This window comes from Hydrotalea sp. AMD, from assembly GCF_004100315.1.
Classification (GTDB): domain Bacteria; phylum Bacteroidota; class Bacteroidia; order Chitinophagales; family Chitinophagaceae; genus Hydrotalea; species Hydrotalea flava.
In genome coordinates this window covers 1-17,300 of sequence record NZ_SCKY01000014.1, presented here as the reverse complement: position 1 = coordinate 17,300, position 17,300 = coordinate 1, and the positions used below count along the sequence as shown (strand labels likewise).

Annotated in this window: 22 protein-coding genes; 2 read left to right on the top strand and 20 right to left on the bottom strand. The window is 37.2% G+C overall.

Annotation, left to right across the window (positions count from 1 at the left end; genetic code table 11):
* Positions 1–21: 21 nt before the first annotated feature.
* The 4 genes from lptB to EO766_RS11195 all read right to left on the bottom strand — a co-directional run bounded on the left by lptB (position 22) and on the right by EO766_RS11195 (position 3,807).
* Positions 22–831: an LPS export ABC transporter ATP-binding protein gene (lptB, locus tag EO766_RS11210; protein WP_074420760.1), complete on the bottom strand. Its 810-nt coding sequence runs from the start codon at positions 829–831 to the stop codon at positions 22–24.
* Between the two features lie 146 nt (positions 832–977).
* The gene (locus tag EO766_RS11205) at positions 978–1,352 is read right to left on the bottom strand and encodes a DoxX-related protein (protein WP_218330961.1); all 375 of its coding nucleotides are present in this window, start codon (positions 1,350–1,352) and stop codon (positions 978–980) included.
* Positions 1,353–1,470: 118 nt separating this feature from the next.
* Positions 1,471–2,988 carry a lysine--tRNA ligase gene (lysS, locus tag EO766_RS11200; protein WP_074420761.1) on the bottom strand — a complete coding sequence of 506 codons (1,518 nt, stop codon included), beginning with the start codon at positions 2,986–2,988 and terminating at the stop codon, positions 1,471–1,473.
* 219 nt (positions 2,989–3,207) lie between these two features.
* Positions 3,208–3,807 carry a pseudouridine synthase gene (locus EO766_RS11195; RefSeq protein WP_074420762.1) on the bottom strand — a complete coding sequence of 200 codons (600 nt, stop codon included), beginning with the start codon at positions 3,805–3,807 and terminating at the stop codon, positions 3,208–3,210.
* Between the two features lie 519 nt (positions 3,808–4,326).
* Here EO766_RS11195 and EO766_RS11190 point away from each other — a divergent pair.
* On the top strand, positions 4,327–5,280 hold the full coding sequence (locus EO766_RS11190; RefSeq protein WP_074420763.1) for a UDP-3-O-(3-hydroxymyristoyl)glucosamine N-acyltransferase: 954 nt from the start codon (positions 4,327–4,329) through the stop codon (positions 5,278–5,280).
* On the opposite strand, the gene EO766_RS11185 is transcribed toward EO766_RS11190, so the two are convergent.
* The 16 genes from EO766_RS11185 to EO766_RS11110 all read right to left on the bottom strand — a co-directional run bounded on the left by EO766_RS11185 (position 5,275) and on the right by EO766_RS11110 (position 16,040).
* Positions 5,275–6,246, bottom strand: a complete 972-nt coding sequence (locus EO766_RS11185; RefSeq protein ID WP_074420764.1) for an NAD-dependent epimerase/dehydratase family protein — start codon at positions 6,244–6,246, stop codon at positions 5,275–5,277. The two genes, EO766_RS11190 and EO766_RS11185, sit on opposite strands and share 6 nt — an antisense overlap.
* Positions 6,247–6,325: 79 nt before the next feature.
* Complete coding sequence (locus EO766_RS11180; RefSeq protein WP_074420765.1) at positions 6,326–6,814, bottom strand: hypothetical protein; 489 nt, start codon at positions 6,812–6,814, stop codon at positions 6,326–6,328.
* Complete coding sequence (locus EO766_RS11175) at positions 6,796–7,158, bottom strand: hypothetical protein (protein WP_074420766.1); 363 nt, start codon at positions 7,156–7,158, stop codon at positions 6,796–6,798. Before EO766_RS11175 ends, EO766_RS11180 begins: the two co-directional genes overlap by 19 nt.
* Positions 7,159–7,309: 151 nt before the next feature.
* A complete protein-coding gene (locus EO766_RS11170; protein ID WP_143439525.1) occupies positions 7,310–7,732 on the bottom strand; it encodes a hypothetical protein in 423 nt (140 codons plus the stop codon).
* 44 nt (positions 7,733–7,776) lie between these two features.
* On the bottom strand, positions 7,777–8,130 hold the full coding sequence (locus EO766_RS11165; RefSeq protein WP_074420768.1) for a DsrE family protein: 354 nt from the start codon (positions 8,128–8,130) through the stop codon (positions 7,777–7,779).
* Between the two features lie 60 nt (positions 8,131–8,190).
* On the bottom strand, positions 8,191–8,376 hold the full coding sequence (locus EO766_RS11160; RefSeq protein WP_074420769.1) for a hypothetical protein: 186 nt from the start codon (positions 8,374–8,376) through the stop codon (positions 8,191–8,193).
* A 10-nt stretch (positions 8,377–8,386) separates the two neighbouring features.
* Positions 8,387–8,647: a heavy-metal-associated domain-containing protein gene (locus EO766_RS11155; RefSeq protein ID WP_074420770.1), complete on the bottom strand. Its 261-nt coding sequence runs from the start codon at positions 8,645–8,647 to the stop codon at positions 8,387–8,389.
* Between the two features lie 46 nt (positions 8,648–8,693).
* Positions 8,694–8,912, bottom strand: a complete 219-nt coding sequence (locus EO766_RS11150; protein ID WP_074420771.1) for a hypothetical protein — start codon at positions 8,910–8,912, stop codon at positions 8,694–8,696.
* On the bottom strand, positions 8,887–9,147 hold the full coding sequence (locus EO766_RS11145; RefSeq protein ID WP_074420772.1) for a hypothetical protein: 261 nt from the start codon (positions 9,145–9,147) through the stop codon (positions 8,887–8,889). The genes EO766_RS11150 and EO766_RS11145 overlap by 26 nt, the downstream gene beginning before the upstream one ends.
* A gap of 21 nt (positions 9,148–9,168) precedes the next feature.
* Positions 9,169–9,477, bottom strand: a complete 309-nt coding sequence (locus EO766_RS11140) for a rhodanese-like domain-containing protein (RefSeq protein ID WP_074420773.1) — start codon at positions 9,475–9,477, stop codon at positions 9,169–9,171.
* A 10-nt stretch (positions 9,478–9,487) separates the two neighbouring features.
* Complete coding sequence (locus EO766_RS11135; RefSeq protein WP_074420774.1) at positions 9,488–9,769, bottom strand: rhodanese-like domain-containing protein; 282 nt, start codon at positions 9,767–9,769, stop codon at positions 9,488–9,490.
* A 29-nt stretch (positions 9,770–9,798) separates the two neighbouring features.
* Positions 9,799–11,217 carry an MBL fold metallo-hydrolase gene (locus EO766_RS11130; RefSeq protein ID WP_074418262.1) on the bottom strand — a complete coding sequence of 473 codons (1,419 nt, stop codon included), beginning with the start codon at positions 11,215–11,217 and terminating at the stop codon, positions 9,799–9,801.
* A 77-nt stretch (positions 11,218–11,294) separates the two neighbouring features.
* Entirely contained in the window at positions 11,295–12,098 is an 804-nt protein-coding gene (locus tag EO766_RS11125) for a sulfite exporter TauE/SafE family protein (RefSeq protein WP_074418261.1), read from the bottom strand.
* A gap of 201 nt (positions 12,099–12,299) precedes the next feature.
* Positions 12,300–13,496, bottom strand: a complete 1,197-nt coding sequence (locus EO766_RS11120; RefSeq protein WP_074420775.1) for an NAD(P)/FAD-dependent oxidoreductase — start codon at positions 13,494–13,496, stop codon at positions 12,300–12,302.
* 125 nt (positions 13,497–13,621) lie between these two features.
* Positions 13,622–14,656: a cytochrome d ubiquinol oxidase subunit II gene (gene cydB / locus EO766_RS11115; protein ID WP_074418259.1), complete on the bottom strand. Its 1,035-nt coding sequence runs from the start codon at positions 14,654–14,656 to the stop codon at positions 13,622–13,624.
* Position 14,657: 1 nt separating this feature from the next.
* Positions 14,658–16,040, bottom strand: a complete 1,383-nt coding sequence (locus EO766_RS11110) for a cytochrome ubiquinol oxidase subunit I (protein ID WP_074420776.1) — start codon at positions 16,038–16,040, stop codon at positions 14,658–14,660.
* A gap of 249 nt (positions 16,041–16,289) precedes the next feature.
* Here EO766_RS11110 and EO766_RS11105 point away from each other — a divergent pair.
* The coding region (locus tag EO766_RS11105; protein WP_287101024.1) for an NAD(P)/FAD-dependent oxidoreductase at positions 16,290–17,300 on the top strand (1,011 nt) is incomplete at its 3' end.

Sequence of the window (17,300 nt, the reverse complement as noted above, 5' to 3'; positions counted from 1 at the left end):
AACAATTTTACAGTAAAAAGATTATTCTTCTATCGCTTCTGTAAAACCTTCAGTGGTTTGTTTCATGGCATTATCTCTCTCCATTTCAATAATCCAGTCTTTTCTGCGCAGTTCAAAGTTAGTACCGAGGTATAAACGGCGTACCTTTTCATCCTGCGCCAATTGTTCGGCTGTGCCATGTTTAAATATCTTCCCTTCAATCAGCAAATAGGCCCGGTCGCAAATAGACAGGGTTTCGTTTACATTGTGATCGGTAATGAGGATGCCGATATTTTTATACTTTAATTTGGCTACTACTGTTTGAATATCTTCTACAGCAATGGGATCAACCCCTGCAAAGGGCTCATCTAATAATATGAATTTAGGATCAACAGCCAGTGCACGTGCTATTTCCGTACGTCTTCTTTCACCTCCGCTTAAACTATCGCCATTATTGTGTCTTACATGATGTAAATTAAATTCATTGAGCAACTGTTCTAATTTTTCATGACGCTGTTTTTTAGAAAGATTCGTCATTTCCAAAACAGCCATTATATTATCTTGTACGGTTAATTTTCTAAATACACTGGCTTCTTGCGGCAGGTAACCAATACCCATTTGTGCCCTTTTATACATAGGTAATTTTGTAATATCGGCAGTATCTAAAAAAACACGTCCTTCATCGGGCTTAATTAAGCCCACTACCATGTAAAACGTTGTGGTTTTACCGGCGCCGTTGGGACCTAACAACCCAACAATTTCGCCTTGTTTTACATTTACGCTTACCTTGCTTACAACGGTTCTGCCCTTGTAACTTTTTACTAATGCTTCTGTATGTATGGTTAAACTCAATGAATAATATTTTTAGCAAAAATAGATGGAGAACATTGATATTATTGCGAATTTATTGATTTAGCGAAAGATTATGATAGAACTGCACATAAAAAATCCCGGCAGTGGTTAATTGCCGGGAAAAATTTATAACCGCCAATTGCCTTTTATTGATTGTGTGAACCGATATAGAAAGCACCGGCAGCCAATCCTAAATCTTTTAATAGCATGGTCATTGACATAGCTTTCATTTGAGGGTCAGTGGCATGCATCATTCCGGGCAAATGCAATAATATTACAAACAAAAACAGCATAAGCCCTAATAAATAGCAGGCTAAACGGGTTTGTTTGTTAATAATAATAGCAATAGCTGCCAGAATTAAAGCTGTACCTACCAGATATACCCAAAAAACTGCAACAGGCAAGTAACCGGGAACATACCCTGCCATTGCATCACCCATTCTAAAATGATTAATGCCAAATACGGCTATTACCAATGCAAATACAATACTGGAAATACGAGAAACCATGTTTTTGTTCATAGTTAGGAGTTTTGATTTAGGCTTTAAGGTAAAAATCATTTTTCATATTTGCAAGTGGCACAAAAAAAACACCTCGAAAAGAGGTGTTAGTGGTTATAAATTAATGGCTATTTAATTTTTATAATTTTTCTGGCCGCATTTGGGGGAATAATAAAACATCTTGTATAGAAGGCTGGTTGGTCATTAACATACACAACCTGTCAATACCAATTCCTATACCCGAAGTAGGAGGCATACCATATTCTAATGCACGTAAAAAATCATAATCAATATACATGGCTTCTTCATCGCCGCGTTGCATTAATTGCAGTTGCTCTTCAAAGCGTTCCCGCTGATCGATCGGATCGTTTAATTCACTGTAAGCATTGGCAATTTCTTTTCCGTTCACCATCAATTCAAAACGTTCAACCAAACCGGCTTTACTGCGATGCTTTTTGGTAAGCGGGCTCATTTCAACCGGATAATCAATAATAAAAGCAGGTTGTATGTATTTGTGTTCGCTGGTAGCACCAAAAATTTCATCAATTAATTTTCCTTTTCCAATATTGCCTGGAACATCAATATGCAGTTGCTGACAAACTGCACGCAGGCCGGCTTCATCCATTTGGCTAATATCAATACCTGTATTTTCCTGAATGGCTTCAAAAATACTGATGCGTTTATAAGGCGCTTTGAAATTAATGATTGTTTCACCCACCTGCACTTCAGTGGTACCATGCAAAGCCAATGCAATTTTTTCCACGAGTTGTTCGGTTATTTCCATCATCCAGAAATAATCTTTATAAGCAGTATACCATTCCAATACTGTAAACTCAGGATTGTGTGTTCTGTCCATCCCTTCATTTCTGAAGTTTCGGCTAAACTCATACACCCAATCGAATCCGCCAACAATTAATCTTTTTAAATATAATTCGTTTGCAATTCTTAAATACAATGGAATATCCAATGCATTGTGATGGGTAATGAAGGGCTTTGCAGCTGCACCACCGGGAATAGGCTGTAATACCGGCGTATCTACTTCCAATGCACCCTTTTCATTTAAAAATGTGCGGATGGTATTGATGAGTTGCGTACGCTGCACAAAATTTTCTTTTACAGAAGGATTAATGATTAAATCAACATACCGCTGGCGGTACCTGAATTCCGGATCGGTTACTTCATCATACACATTCCCTTCATCATCGCGCTTTACAACCGGAAGTGGTTTTAATGATTTAGTAAGCAGTGTAATGGTTTGTGTATGTAATGAGGTTTCACCGGTTTTTGTTATGAACACAAAACCGGTTGCACCAATAATATCACCAAGGTCTAAACCATGTTTAATTACATCATCCCAAAAGCTTTTGTCTTCACCGGGGCAAATATCATCGCGCTTTACATACAACTGAAAAATACCTTTGCTATCCTGAATTTTTATAAAGAAAACTTTTCCTTTATCGTTGATGCTCATGATTCGGCCGGCCACACAAACGTTTTGAAAATTATCTTTATTTTCCTCACTGAAGTTGACTTTAATATCAGATGAATAATGTGTAACGGGGTATAAGGCTGCAGGATAAGGTTCTATGCCTGCTGCTTTTAATTTTGCTAATTTTTCTCTGCGAATTAGCTCTTGTTCACTCAGTTGTACACTCATAACTTAGAAAATTAATGGCTGCAAAGATAAGTGCAAAGCAGCTATGCCATTCGCAGCGTTGCATTACTTTTTATTCAACCAGCACTTGTTTCAATGAAATCGTGTTTCAAAGGAAATAAATCTTTACAAATGCTATTCACAAAAAATGAGTGTTGGTAGCAGGCACCAATACAAACCATTGTTTATGGATACATTTAAACAGTTCGTCTGCTCCTTAATTTATCTGCCGCAAAAAAACCTCGATATCTCTGTATCATGTAATATTCGCATTTCTCCCGGCAATAAGCCACCCAATGTTAAATGTCCAATTCTGTGGCGAATGAGCCGTAGGGTAGGAAATCCAACAGCAGCCGTCATTTTACGCACCTGTCTGTTTTTGCCTTCTTTCAAAATTATTTTAATCCAGGGTGCCGGAATATTTTTTCGAAATCGTATGGGTGGAAAACGATCGGGCACCTGTGGTGCAGTTACAAGCAGCTCAGCTTTGCAGGGTAAAGTTCGATATTGCTTGCCATCTACCTGAATATTTACACTATTTTGTAATTGAAAGATTGCGTCAGGTGTAATAGCGCCATCTACTTGTACCCAATATTCACGTTCATGCGCAAATGCAGGATCTAATAATTTCTTATTGATGCTGCTATCGTTGGTGAGCAGCAATAAGCCTTCACTATCAAAATCTAAACGACCAACAGGGTATACATTATCAGGAACCGAAAAAAAATCTTTCAAACATTTTTTATCATCCGTTGCTGTAAACTGCGATAATACCTGAAATGGTTTATAAATAATGAAATATTGATGAACAGTGTGTTTCATACAATTTGTAAAAGTTGTTTTTTAATGCAACATTTGTAATGTACATCCAATTTTTTATGTTTAAACTTGCACTATTTTTTTTGAATGGATGGTGTTGATTTTCTATTACAATAAAAATCCCGCAGAAGCGGGACTTTATATATGGATGGGTTAGTAAGTACGGGAATACAATTCCCACCACAATATTATAAAGAGTTTTTTCCAATACAAAAAAAATTGCAAACTATTTTATTCACATCTTTAAAAAAAATGTGAATAGCGGAGTACAGATCTTCAAAATTTTTGTTCTAAAAACTATAGCGCACTACTTTCAATTGTTTGCATTTAACTTTTTACAAATAGCTGTAATATCGATGAACAGTGCATTTCAAAAGAAACTGTTTTATAAATTTTGAATAACAAATTAAAAAATCGAAGCGTTTTTACATAAAAAACACAACGTTTATATTTATTCTGCAACAAAAAAATTTATAACAGCAAGCAGATTTAACTTTGCATTTTACACTCATAAATAGAATTATGAAATTTCCTACACCTGTAACCTTAACCTGGATGGCAACATTGATTGATGCTGAAGTTGTTGGCAATGCTGCTGTAACCCCCACCGGTATAAATGAAATTCATAAAGTTGAACAAGGTGATATTGTATTTGTAGATCATCCAAAATATTATGACACTTGTTTACAAAGTGCTGCCAGTGTTATAATTATTAATAGCAAAGCAGTACAAATACCGGAAGGAAAAGCATTGTTGTACACAGCCGATCCGTTTGAAGCGTACTTAAAAATTGTAGATTATTTTAAACCATTTACACCTTCAGAAAAAGCAATTAGTAGTTCAGCAAAAATTGGAGCAGGCAGTGTGGTAATGCCCAATTGTTATATTGGCAATCATGTTGTAATCGGTAAAAACACCATCATACATCCCAATGTTACCATTGGTGATGACTGTATTATTGGAGATCATGTTGTAATACAATCAGGCACCGTAATTGGCAGCGATGCTTTTTATTATAATACAAAAAAAAACAGACCTGTATGGTTTAAGCGCATGAAAAGTTGCGGGCATGTTGTAATTGAAGATTATGTGGAAATAGGCGCAGGTTGTACCATTGACAGAGGTGTAACTTCTGAAACTAGAATTGGTCGGGGTTCTGTTTTAGACAATCAGGTACATATTGGGCATGATACCCTTGTTGGCAAAAATTGTTTGTTTGCTGCACAAGTAGGAATTGCAGGCGCTGTGGTAATTGAAGATGGGGTTACTTTATGGGGGCAGGTAGGTGTAAGCAAAACTTTAACCATTGGCGAAAATGCTGTTGTACTAGCACAGGGCGGAGTACCGAGCGATTTAGAAGGTAATAAAGTGTATTGGGGTACCCCCACACAGGAGGCCGCAGTTAAAAGAAGAGAATTGGTTTGGATAAAAAGAATTCCGGAGTTATGGAAAAAAGTAATGGATACACCATCATAATCCATACTTAGCTTTTAACTCACCACATATTCTTTCAATGGCTGCATCAATGGGTGTGTATTCAAAATTTACAGCATAGGTAAGAAAGCGGAGATTATCGTATGTAACTTTTGTTAATGCAGTTTTAGCCGTTTCTTTTGTAATCAGCGGTTCTTGTTTCGTAAAAAATGCTTTTGCTGCTTCTATTCGCCAAACTATTTCTGCTAAAAAAGGAGTTACTTTTCTATGTGGTGGTTTTACAGCAAAGTGATGGGCAATGCTTGTTAAAATTTCTTTGTAACTTTTATTTTCACTACTAATTATAAAACGTTCTTTGTTGCAAGTACCACGCATGCAAATGAGCATGGATCTTACTACATCTTTTACATCTACAAAACCGCTGGTGCCCTCTGTATACCAGGAATAACCATGGTATACTTTTTTAAATAATTCTGTAGAGCCGGTATTCCAATCGCCTGCCCCCAATATCATGGAAGGATTTAAAATTACGGCATTCAACCCTTCGCCGATTCCGCGCCATACCTCCATTTCGCCTAAGTATTTTGTTCTGCCATATTCACTGTTACTGGTGGCCATGCTCCATTTCATTCTTTCAGAAACAGGTCTGCCTTCCCGCATTCTACCCAGCGCAGCTACTGAACTAACATGAATTAATTTTTTTATGTTTTTTTCTAAGCAAACATTCACCACATTAGCGGTACCTTCTACATTTACTTTGTACAACAACTTTTTCTTGGCCGGATTAAAAGAAACAAGTCCTGCACAATGGTAAACCTGTTCCACATTTTCCATAGCAGCAGATAACGCTTCCACATCTAATATATCGCACTTTACCCATTCTAATTTATTGGCCAGATGAGGGGGCATGTTGTTGTGATAGATTGCTTTTACGGAAAAATCTCTTCGCAGTAACTCCTCAATTAAATGAGTGCCCAATAAACCTGAACCTCCGGTTACTAAAATCATAGCAGTTTTTATTAATTACAATTTAAACACAATTGAACGAACAGGGAAAGTACAAAAAATTTATTTCCCCCAATAAATTTCAGAAAGAATAATTGATAATAAAGTTAAAGAGCGAAAGATTTGCCTTGTTATACACATATTTTGGGTTATTGTAGGTATCGCCATATCCTTTTTTGTAGGTGTACAAAAACTCAGCATCAAACCCTGCTAATTGCTTATTGAACTGATACCTCAGGTCAAGATTCAATTGGCCGTAAGATGGCATGCCATATTTATTCATGGCAGTATTTTTTACATCGGGTAGGGCAAAATATTCCAATTGGCCTTCCAGCAGCAATTGTTTAGCCATTGCATTCCATTTTACATTCCACATCACAGCATTCAAATTGCCGTTGCCTTCATTTCTTTCGCGATATATAAAAGTATAAAAGGGTTCAATACCCCATTCTCGGGGATTGAGAAAACAACCATTATCTGTAATACGGGTATAATTCAAAGTGGTTTCACATCGTTTATTTTTCAATCCCACTCTCCCTGAAAGAACATAGGCTACATTGCCTTTCTGCATATAGGTTTTATCTTGATTTTGATTACCGCCATCATGAACCGAATACCGGTAAAGAAAACAGGCTTTTGCTGAATTGTTTCAGGCATGTAGTTGAATTCGGCAAGCGAAGTATTGAATATATTTTCAACAAACTGCTCCCAAAGTTTAATACTTACATTTTTATTGAAATGATGCGTAATGCCGAATAAACCAATACCGGCTCCGGAAAGATTACCCCTGTAATTACCTACTGTTCCATCTGGATTAATGCCTTGTGCATACCAACCTATTGAATTGGGAACAAAAAACCATTGTATGGTGCTGCGCGGCAAAATGTTGTATAACCAGCCCCCTCCCCTTCCCAAATTGTTTTGTTACGGTTATATTTCAAATACAAGCCATCTTCAAAAATTGGGCGCATACGGCCGTCTTGCGGATTAATAAATGGAGTATGCAGCAATTATTTTCCCAATATAGCTTGAAAATTTTTGTGCTGATACTTTAAATAAAAATATTCTAACTTATCCAGATTATTGGTTTGCGAAGGATTTTATATGTTGAATAATCCAATTTCATAACGATTGGGGGAGCCAGTAATAGAATCGGGTTTTGCAAGATTGGAGGAACACAGATTAAAAGTATAAAAACCACCCAGGCCGAATTTAAAATGATGGAATGACGCCGTTTGATATTTGATACCGCCACCAAAAGCATTGGCATAATAATCAGATAATTGCCCCTCGTTGATGGCCGAAATAAAAAAGTATCGGAAACGCCCTTCAATACTGCCTTTCCGAAAAGAGCGTGCAATAAAGTGGTTGTATCGTTTTGTTTTGGCTCTTCCCTATGCTCATCGTCGGCCAATGAAGTATCTGCCGTTTGTGCTGTTGCGTCAACTGCCGTAAATTGTGCGAATAGCAACCATAAAATTGCATACAATTTTTTTGCATAACAAAATTATTCTCTTTACTGCAAGCAAATATTTAAAAGCCGGCTTTGATATAACTCCAGCCATCTTGTTGGCGGATAACCAGTTCGGCTATACCTGCGGCTACTGTTTGCATGCCGGGGATGAGTTGTGTTGCTGAAATATGATTGGCATGCAACATATTTTCACACACTTTAATTACAACACCCTGTTCCATTAATTGCAAAATAGCCTCTCGATTAGGATTGTTATCATTCAAACAAAAAGCGCTGCTACCGCCATGGCAAACCATTGCTATTGTAACTTTACCCGGCAAAGCATGCAATAAATTATTTATTTGTCCAATAATACTTTTATACACCCTTGGTTCATCAGAAGTTAATTGAATAATAGCTTTGTAAGGTTTCATACCAAATAAATTTGCAAATGTTATTCCTAAACGGCATACCATTTACGTAATGTTGAGAGATTATTTATCTATGCCTTCTAACCTTTGCTGGAGCTGTTGCAATTGCTGCTCTATCTGCATTAATTTATGAATGATAAGAATGTGTGTATGTACCGCATCAATACCTACCACACTATCTTTACTGGTAATGGACTGTTTAATTTTTTCGTAAGCAGCCATATCAATATTGTTAATATTTATTTCCATACAGTAATTTTTATTGTTTAAATACGCACTGAATACTTGTTTTAATGCGTTTGAATACACTGTTTTTTGGAGCGGGCGGATAGCCAAGCTTTGTTAATTGTTGTTTAATTTCATCGGTTTGTAAACCAATGCCGGTAATGGTAACCATGCCGGTTGCCTGGTTCACAGAAACATGCTGTACGCCCGGCATGGAGCCAATATTTTTTTCGATGGCAGCTACACAGCCGCCACATTTTATGTTCTGTACCTGAATATCAGCAGAGGTTAACATATCAATTTATTTTAAAGCACTCAAATTAATTCAACATTAGTACTGTTTAAGGTTGCATTTTAGTTGGCTTTGCCGAACGCTTTTGAAACATTCCAAAAACAAGCGCACCCAACATGGCAAAATACAGCGTACTATTTATCGGTTTTGAGGTAATTAAGCAGGTGCCGGTTGCACAACCTATAAAGTAATAGTACAAATAGCCTGCAACACCACCGGTAATTGCACCGGCTATGTATAATTTATTTTTGATGATCCACTTCTTCATAAGTAACTTCTTCTGTTGCTGCCTGATGATTGATTGTTTTGCGTTGATAAGTGTTGGTACTGCAGCCACCAACACCGCAACAGCCTATATTCGCCAAAGCCATGTACGCTACTATTCCCCCGAATATACCCAGTAACCAATCGTGCGACAAAAAGGCCTGCGTAATGGCAAAACCTGCAATAGCAAGACGTATAATCCGCATCAGGTTCCAGCCGTATTTCAATTGATTTAACATTTTTTTAAATTTAAAATGTATTTATAATTTTTTCTCCAACATAAACCAGGCACCGCCATTGTATACTTCAATACCGGCAGCAGATAACACAGATTTAGCCATGCCGCTTCTGGCACCACTACGGCAGCAGGTAATTACCGGCTTATTTTTTTTCTTCAGTTCGGCTGTTTTTAATTTGATTTGATCAACCGGAATATTAATAGCCCCGCGAATATGGCCTGTTTTAAATTCTGCAGGTGTTCTAACATCAATAATAATAGCACCACGGTTTTGTAATTCCCGATAATCTACTTCTTTACCTGAAAATAATTTTTTAAGAAATGAAAGCATAACTGATTTTTTAGTTTAACATAAATTGCATATCCAACAATCCACCACCGTTGTATACTTCGTTGATTCCGGATTGTTTTAACATTGACATGGCCATACCACTACGTGCCCCACTGCGGCAATAAACCACAATTGGTTTTGGCAACTTTTTAAATTCTTCTAAACGGTTCTGGACTTCATCTAATGGAATGTTGATTGCACCGGGCACATGGCCGCCTTGAAACTCCATTACCGTGCGTACATCTACAATACTTGTTGCTGAATTGTTTACGATTTCTTTTAATGTTGACATATGTTTTATTTTTCCGTATTTATTTGGTTTTACAATAAAGTGCTTGGGCATACATAATCGGTAACAGGAAACTTACCGCTTTCTTTAATAGCAGTAAAGCCGCCTTTTACATCAATTAAATTATCAAAACCTCTTGCCCGCAAAATAGAATTAAAAATCATGGAGCGGTAACCACCGGCACAATGCACATAGTATGTTTTATTTTTATTAATCAAGCTCATGCTGTCATTTATAAAATCGAGCGGTGCATTTTCGGCATCTACTACATGTTCGCTTAAATATTCACTGTTTTTGCGTACATCTAAAATAGCCACTTCTTCTTGTTCCATTTTTGCGGCCAGCTCTTCAGGTGTTATGGATAGAATGATATCTACTTCTTTACCTGCTTCTTTCCAAGCCTGAAAACTCCCTTTCAGGTAACCAATGGTATAATCATAACCCACCCGGGCCAATCGGGTAATTACTTCTTCCTCTCTACCTTCATCTGTTACCAATAAAATTTCCTGTTTAATATCGGGAATCATGGCACCCACCCAAGGCGCAAAATTTCCATCAATACCAATATTAATAGCATTGGGAATAAAGCCTTGCGCAAATACCTGAGGGTCGCGGGTATCTAAAATAATGGCACCTGTTTCGTTGGCTGCAGCTTCAAAAGCATTGGGAGAAAAAGCATGTTGTCCGCGTTCCAGCACCTTATCAATACTTTCATAGCCTTGAATATTCAACATTACATTCAAAGGAAAATATGCAGGTGGTGGAACCAATCCGTTTGTTACTTCTTTAATAAATTCAGCCTCCGTCATATCTGCACGCAGTGCATAATTGGTTTGCTTTTGATGGCCGAGTGTATCGGTTGTTTCTTTACTCATATTTTTTCCACAGGCACTACCTGCACCATGTGCAGGATATACAATTACATCATCCGGTAATGTCATTATTTTGTTACGAAGTGAATGAAATAAATGCGCCGCTAATTTATTCTGTGTTAAATCAGCTACTACTTTTTGAGCCAAATCGGGCCTTCCCACATCGCCAATAAACAAGGTATCGCCACTAAATAACGCGGTTGGCTTGCCGTTTTCATCTTTCAACAAATAACAGGTACTTTCCATGGTATGTCCGGGTGTATGCAATACCTGAATGGTTACTTTACCCACTTTTAATTCTTCACCATCTTTTGCTGCATAAAAATCAAATGCCGGTTTAGCATTGGGGCCATACACAATGGGAGCACCTGTTTTTTTAGATAAATCAAGATGCCCGGATACAAAATCGGCATGAAAATGCGTTTCTAACACATATTTTATGATAGCACCATTTCTTTCTGCTTTTTGAATATAGGGTTCTACCTCACGAAGCGGATCAATGATCACCGCTTCGCCATCACTTTCAACATAATATGCGCCCTGTGCTAAGCAACCGGTATAAATTTGTTCAACTACCATAAGCATATTTTTAAAAAATTAAAATTAATAAAACGATTCAGTATGAATAGTGACTCATATCACAAAACAATATTTTATTAATGCAACCACAATTCTTTAACAATAATATAAATACCCATTACCAATACAAACCATCCAAAGCCTTTTTTCAATTTATCTCCATGAATTTTTTTACTTAACCATCCACCTACGAAGATACCGCCAATAGCGATGATCGTAACAATTGTCAACAGCTTCCAATCCATTTCAAAATGGCCTAAATCACCGGTAAAACCAATTAATGAATTGAGTGCAATGATAAACAAGGAAGTACCTACTGCCTCTTTCATTGGCAAGCCCACCAACAATACCAGTGTAGGTATTAATAAAAATCCACCACCAGCGCCTAACAAACCGGTAATAAAACCGATACCAATACCATAAACCAACAATTTGGGGATATTAATTTTTTTATCGGGTATTACATCAGTTATTTCTTTTTTGTTGCCATTGCGCATCATTGACAAAGATGCCACTACCATTAAAATAGCAAAAAGCACCATTGTCATAATATTTTCTGTAATTACAAAAGAGCCTATGGTAGCTATTTTTTTGGGTATGGCAGGAATAAAAAACTTTCTTGTTAAAACCACAGTAGCAATAGAGGATATACCAAATAACAAACCGGTTTTAATACGCACCAATCCTCTTCTGTAACTGTTATAAGCACCCACCAAACTGGTAGAGCCTACCACAAATAAAGAATAAGAGGTTGCCAAAAGCGGGCTTACACTAAATAAATATACCATAACCGGTACCGTTAGTATTGAGCCGCCGCCACCTATTAAACCGAGCGATATACCTATTAAAGCCGATGCCAAATAACCAAAAATAAACTGCATGGATAAAAATTTATTTGTAAAAATGGCTTTTATTACTGCATTGTAAAGTGACATGAATCACAGACAACACAGCCATTGAAATTTTAACGAAATTTATATTAAAAAAATAAAAATTCAATTTTCATACTTTAGAAAGTAGCCGCTAAAAAGAGTCTGCTTAGAAAATTGAACGCAGGCTCTTGTATGGGGGTTATAATAAATTTAGGCAGTACCCGGTAATATTTTGTGCCAATATAACCAGGGCAAGATTTTCGTTTTCAATATCCACATACTCCAACGCTCCTTACTCTGATCAAATGGGAATGTTTCCATAGGCTGATTGTTGTAATCAAATTCAGCCAATACCAGTTTGCCATATCCTGTAATTAATGGACAAGAGGTATAACCTGTGTAGCTGGCAGTTAAAGACTGCCCCTGCATCAGCGCTAATAAATTTTGCACTAATACCGGTGCTTGTTTTCGAATAGCAGCGCCTGTACGTGAGGTGGGTAAACTGGAAGCATCACCTAAAGAAAAAATATTGGCATAACGCACATGCTGTAATGTATTCTTATCCACATCTACCCAACCTGCAGCATTGGCCAATGGGCTATTTCGTACAAAATCGGGTGCGCTTTGTGGTGGGGTTACATGCATCATATCAAAATCAACCCAATATTCCTGATCCTTATTATTTTCGCCAAAGCTCACAAATTTTGCTTTTTTGTTGGGGCCATCTATTTCATCTAACCGCACAAAAAACTGTGTTTTTATATTACCCCGGGCTATCACTTTTTTCAAAGTATTTTCATACTTATCAACTCCAAATAAACGGGTACCACCGCTCCAATATTCAACCTGCGTTTTATTGAGCAAATCATGTTTTCTGAAATAATCTGTTGCCAGAAACATAATTTTCATGGGCGCACCACCACACTTCACCGGTGTATTGGGATTGGTAAAAATGGCTTTACCGCCTTTAAAATTTTGAATACATTCCCAGGTATAATTTACTGATTGGAAACTGTAATTAGAGCAAACTCCATTTTTACCTAATGTTTCAGGCAATCCTTTAATAGCACTCCAGTTAATTTGAATACCGGGTGCCACCACCAAATATTCATAACCCACTTCAGTACCATCATCTAACGATACCTTATTGACGTTGGGTAAAAAGCCGGTTACTTTTTTTTGAATCCAATGTACCGATTTAGGCATTACCGATGCTTCAGAGCGAACGGTATCTGCCACATTAAATGCACCACCGCCTACTAATGTCCAGGCAGGCTGATAATAATGTTTATCGGCAGCATCTATAATGGCAATATCTAATTGCTTATTCTTAAGCAATAATTTACCGGCAACGGAAATACCTGCATTTCCGCCACCAATAATTACAATTTGATGTTGTACTGGCATAGCAATCTTATTTTTTGTTGAAAATAATGTACTACAAGATACAGGTATGTGACTAAAATCACATAACAAATGTTTTTTATTAGTATATTAATCCTATAGATTAAGTATGAAAAATCAGTTGCTATTTAATAACTATTCTCCTCTAATTTCACTTTCCCCTTAAATGTCCAGAATACAAAACCGGTATATAGAGCAATGATTGGCACTCCAATGGCTGCAATAATAAGCATAATGGTGAGTGATCGGGGAGAAGATGCCGCATTATGCACTGTTAATGAATACAGTGGATTGATAGTAGAACGTACAATATTGGGATACAAATTCATGGCAAAAGTAATAAGCAGCAATGCAACGGTTAGTGCAGAAGAAAAGAAACCAACTAAATATTTACCACTTTCTAACAAACGCCTTGTATTAATGGTATTAAATACGGTTACTACCGGCACAGCAATTAAAAAAGGATACCTTTTAATGGTATTAGCCATGTGCGGATAATACACCAAAGTAACAATGGTTAACAACATATAAAACACTACAAATACCCTGCTGGTATCATGCACCATTAATGAAAGCTTGGTGTACAAACGCTTTTCAGTTTTCATGACTAAATAAATAGAACCATGCATGGCAAATAACGACAAAGTAGTAGCACCCGTTAACAAGGCATATGGATTTAATAATTGCAGAAAAGTACCGGTATATTCAAAATGTTCATTAATGGGCAATCCAATGATTAAATTACCCAACACCACACCCAATAAAAAACCTATCAGACTGCTGGAAACAAAATAGAGAATATCCCATAATTTACGCCACCACAACATAGGTTCTTTACTTCTAAACTCAATGGAGATAGCCCTTAAAATTAACAATACCAGAAACAAAATAAAGGGTATATAGAAAGCCGAAAATATAGTAGCATATACATCCGGGTAACCCGCAAACAAAGCACCACCGCCAATTACTAACCAAACCTCATTACCCCCCCAAACAGGACCAATAGCATTTAAGGCAATACGGCGGCTTTCCTCTTTTTTAAACAATAAATGAATGGCACCAGCACCCAAATCAAAACCATCTAAAATAGCATAACCGGTAAATACAGCGCCTACAATGGCAAACCACCAGGTAGACAATTCTATTCCTAAAAAAGTTTCCATATTAATGTATTAAAGGGTCATCAAGTTTTGTTGTTGAAGGCATAGCATCGGTTATTTCACCATCATTTTCATCTAATCCGTGCTGAATTTTTTTATTCAACAAATAAATAAATAAGGCAAACAACAACAGGTACAATAAAGTAAACAGAATTAAAGAAAACCATACTTCATTTTCTTTAACAGATTTAGATAAAGCATCACTGGTGCGTAACAAACCATAAACTACCCAGGGCTGGCGGCCAACTTCAGCAGAATACCAGCCCAACTGATTGGCTATTTCAGGCAGCAGTACTGAGAAAGCAAAAACAAGCATGAGCCATTTCTTTTCAAACAATTTTTTGCGCCAAAATAAAAATGCTGCATATAAGGTTAATGCTATAAGCAATAAACCAATAGCCACCATAAAGTGGTAGGTTTGAAAAACAAAGTTTACGGCCGTAGGCCTGTCTTCCGGTTTAAAATAACGCAGGCCCTTTACCGGTGTTGAAAAATTGCCATCAATTAAATAAGACAAACCACCCGGAATTTTAATACCGGTTACCTGTTCTTTTTTTATGTTTACATAACCTATAAGATACATATCGGCGGCAGCCAAACTATCATAATGCCCTTCAAATGCGGCTAATTTAGCCGGTTGGTTAACGGCCACCCCTTTGGCAGACCGATCGCCAATAAATAATTGGAGTAAAGCCGATACCGTTGCTATTGCCAATGCTACTTTAAATGCTCTTTTTGATATTTCAACATGTTTGTTTTTATAAATGTAATAAGCATGTACACTCAACACTAAAAAAGAACCTGCTAAAAATGCACCCACCCAAACATGCAACAAGCGATCAACCGATGAAGGATTAAACACCATAGCCCAAAAGTCGGTAACCTCTGCCCGCACAGCTAAACCATGCCCTACCAAATGATAGCCGGCAGGTGTTTGTTGCCAGGAGTTAGCCACTACAATCCATACCGCCGAAAACATAGAGCCTAGAGTAACCATTACTGCTGAGAAGAAATGCATTTTTGGAGATACTTTGTTCCATCCAAACAACAGTACACCCAAAAAGCCAGACTCTAATGCAAAAGCAAAAATGCCTTCTGCAGCCAAGGCACTCCCAAAAATATCGCCCACGAAACGTGAATAAGTTGCCCAGTTGGTACCAAATTCAAATTCCATTACAATACCGGTTGCCACACCAATTCCAAATATCAATGCAAATATTTTTATCCAAAAACGGGAAAGCTTTGCATATAAAGGATTTTTTGTATTCAGAAACAAGCCTTCCAATCCTACAATCACTACACCCAATCCAATACTCAGGGGCGGATAGATGTAATGAAAAGCAATAGTAAAAGCAAATTGTATGCGGGAAAGCAATTCTAAATCCATAAAAATATATTTTTATACTTGTTTTGTTACTGTGCCCAACCAATAAAAGAGGTGCAGGTTTTATAGAAATTTTAAAATTACCAATAGCTATTGCATGTATTGTGACAATTATTACACTACCACGTTTTCCTTGGCTAAAAGTATATGATTTTAATCATAAATGCAACTAACAACCGTCATATAATACACTAAATGCCCCATGTACTTTTACAGTACCAAATGAAACAGTAAACACATTAAAAAATTGTTATGAAAAAGATTGTAATATTAGGCGCAGGCACCGCAGGTACCATGATGGCCAACCACCTAAAACATGAATTAAAGCACGACGAATGGGATATTATCATTATAGATGAACGCAAAGAACACCATTACCAGCCCGGCTATTTGTTTTTACCTTTTGATATTTATGCACCGGAAGATATTATTAAATCCATCACCGAATTTATTCCCAAAGGTGTACACTTCATCAACAAACGGATTGAAAAAATAGAACCTACCACTAATACCATAGCATTAACCGATGGCGATACTATTACTTATGATATTTTAATTATTTCCACCGGTGCCAAAATTGCACCGGAAGAAACCGAGGGCATGAAAGGTACTGAATGGCATCAGTCTGTATTTGACTTTTACACTTTTGAAGGTGCATTGGCTTTGCGCAATAAACTAAGAGACTGGAAAGGTGGCCGTTTAGTTGTACACATTACCGAAATGCCCATTAAATGCCCGGTTGCACCCTTAGAATTTGCTTTTCTGGCCGACTCGTATTTGAAACATAAAAACATGCGTGATAAAGTACAAATTACTTTTGTTACGCCATTGAGTGGTGCCTTTACCAAACCCAAAAGTACCGAAGCTTTAGAACACCTGTTACAGGAAAAACACATTGATATTGTTAGTGATTTTGCTATACAGGAAGTAGACAATGCCAACAAAAAAATAATTGATTACAGCGGCAAGGAAGTACCCTTTGACCTGCTGGTGACTGTGCCCACCAATAAAGGGGATGAATTAATGGCACGTTCAGGGTTAGGGGATGATTTGAATTATGTGCCCACCAACCGCACTACGCTGCAATCTAAAAATTATGTAAATATTTTTGTAATTGGCGATGCATCAAACATACCAGCATCCAAAGCAGGTTCGGTAGCCCACTTTGAAGCAGAAATACTCACCGAAAATATTCTTCGCTATATGAAAGGAGAACCTTTAAAAGAAGAATTTGACGGGCATGCCAACTGCTTTATTGAAACC